The following is a 2,392-nucleotide window of genomic DNA, read 5'->3' as shown; positions in this document are numbered from 1 at the left end:
GGCGACCGCGACGCGCTGCCGCTGCCCACCGGACAGGGCGCCGACGGAGCGCTCCGCGGCGTGTCCGAGACCCACCACGTCGAGGAGGTGGTCGGCGCGCCGCCGGACGTCGGCCCGCGCGGACCGTGAGGGTCGACCGCCGAGCCAGGCCATGGCCTCGAGCTGCTCACGGGCGGTGAGGGATTCGATGAGGTTGGCCTGCTGGAAGACGATCCCGATCTCGGACCGTCGCAGTTCAGCGGCGCGCCGACGATCCACCCGGGCCAGGTCCACGCGCGTGTCCGGGGTGTTCAGCCAGACCTGGCCGGAGTCGGGGGTGGTCAGCGTGGCCGCAACCGCGAGGAGGCTGGACTTTCCGGAACCGGAGGGGCCGGTCACCGCGAGGCTTCGGCCGCGCTCGACCGACAGTGAGACGTCGTCGACGGCGGTCACGCGCCCTTCGCCGTCGGGGTAGGTCAGAACGACGCTCTCCATCTGTAGAGCGGATCGGTTCAGGGAGTCCGCGCCGTCGCGCGTCGAGGTGACGGTGCGGGCCGTGGCGGCGTCGCGGGTTGTGTCGGCGTCGCGGGTGTGGAGCGGGTAGGTGGTCATGGCAGGTCTCCTGGTCTTGTCGAAAGAGCGGGTCGAAGGTCTGGTCACCGGGGGGTGGTGGAACTCGGGGAAGAAAGGGGCGACGACGACAACACGGCCAGCGTTCGCCGACCGAATTCGGTCACCGGGCCGCGCCCAGGGCGGTGGTCGGGTCGGCGGTCACCACGGGCCGCAGGGTCACGGCCGCGCCCACGATTCCGAGCCCGGCGAGGAGGAGCGCGGGCGTGAGCGTGGTCGAGGCGGACACGACAAACGGCACCGCTCCACCGATGGCGGATCCCAGGAGCGCGACCAGAGCCACGCCTCCGCCGACGCCCACGGCGAGCACGATCGCCGCCTGTCCGAGCGAGTCACGCACCACTGTGGCCGTGGACGCACCGAGCGCCTTGAGAATGGCGACCTCGCGTCGGCGCTGCATCCCCCACACCGCAAAGAACGCGCCCACCACAAGGGCCGTCACCGCGAGCAGCATGTACGTCATCGTGTTGAGTGAGGTCTGCTCCGCGCGGTGCGAGGGCAGGGCCGACTCGAGCTCGGAGCCGTCGGCCACCGCGAGCCCGGAACCCGCCCCGGTCAGAGCACCGATCGTGTCCGCACCGCTGCTGGCGGCGGCATTGACCGCGTCAGAGCTGACGGCGATCGCGGTGGCGGCGCCGCCCCGGGGCGCCAGTTCTCTCCAGGTGTCGAGATCGGCCAGCAGAACCGGGGTGTGGGAATGCCAGAGGTCGCCCGCGTCACCGGCCACGGCGAGAGACTGTCCGGAGACCCCGAGCGAGTCGCCGGCCGACGATCCGGGACCGGTCAGGGCGGCATCGCTGCCCGAGAACTCACCCGCGGACGCGGCGGGAATGGTGGCGTTGTCGTCGTCGTCAAATTCCTCGGCGAGCCCGGAGGACACCAGGACCTCTCCGCCGGACGGTGGCACCAGGGACCCCACGGGGGCGCCGAGCCCCACGGCGACGGCCGAGACACCGGTCTCGGTGCCGTCATCGACGGTGATGCGCGCGATCCCCACCGGCACGGCGGAGGGATCGGCGTCGGTGACCGCCTCGATCTGCTCGGCGGTGAGCGAGGCGCGGTCCAGGTCCACGGGACCGGACTCATCGGCGGGCAGGACGAACGACGCACCGCCGGAGCCGAGGGCACGCAGAGCGGACACGGACTGGTTGGTCAGGCCGGCGGTGAGGCCGAGTAGGCCCGCCACCAGCACCGACAGCAGCAGGACGACGCCGGTGATGAGGGCGAAACGCCAGCGGGCGGTGCGCAGGTCGCGCAGTGCGAAGAACATGGATTTTCCTCTCGTGAAGGTCTGCATCCAGCCTCGTCGCGGGCGCTGCGATCCGAATCGGCCGTGGGATTGGTCCTTGAGAACCCGATCGGTGGAGGCCCACCTCAACCTTTCGATGGATGCTCACGGGCAGGCGCGGCGACTAGCGTGGAAGGGGTGCCCCCTGACCGCGTGACCCCTGAGCCGCCCGCCATGGAGTTGCCTCCGGAGTCGGCGGGGGTACGCGCGGTGCTGGCGCAGCTCCAGGTGGCGTTGCACACGCTGGTGGCGGCGCTGCTGGCCCTGACCCTCGTTGCCGCCCATCGCGACGGCTCTGCGGAACCGAACCTGCCGGCCGTCCTGGCCGCCGTGGGATTCGCGGCGGTCTACGTGGCGGGGACCGTCTGGGAACGGCGGCGCGGGACCGGCCGACGCGCACGACTGGGCTGGCTCGCGGCGGTCCTCGCTCTGTGGGCGGCGCTGGTCGTGCAGGTCCCCGAGGCCGCCTACCTGGTGTTCCCCCTGTTCTTCGTG

2 protein-coding genes and 1 pseudogene are annotated in these 2,392 nt (G+C 71.9%); 1 reads left to right on the top strand and 2 read right to left on the bottom strand.

Annotation, left to right across the window (positions count from 1 at the left end; genetic code table 11):
* Positions 1–591, bottom strand: a 591-nt coding sequence (locus G6016_RS09215; RefSeq protein WP_182632378.1) for an ABC transporter ATP-binding protein, incomplete at its 3' end; no start/stop codon positions are given.
* Positions 592–712: 121 nt separating this feature from the next.
* Positions 713–1,879, bottom strand: a complete 1,167-nt coding sequence (locus tag G6016_RS09210) for an ABC transporter permease (RefSeq protein ID WP_182632377.1) — start codon at positions 1,877–1,879, stop codon at positions 713–715.
* A 156-nt stretch (positions 1,880–2,035) separates the two neighbouring features.
* Here G6016_RS09210 and G6016_RS09205 point away from each other — a divergent pair.
* Positions 2,036–2,392: pseudogene (locus tag G6016_RS09205) on the top strand (sensor histidine kinase); the annotation flags it as partial.

The sequence above is a fragment of the Dietzia aerolata genome (genome assembly GCF_014144865.1).
Lineage (GTDB): Bacteria > Actinomycetota > Actinomycetes > Mycobacteriales > Mycobacteriaceae > Dietzia > Dietzia aerolata.
The sequence above is the reverse complement of the archived record's forward strand: the minus strand, read 5'-3'. Positions and strand labels throughout refer to the sequence as shown.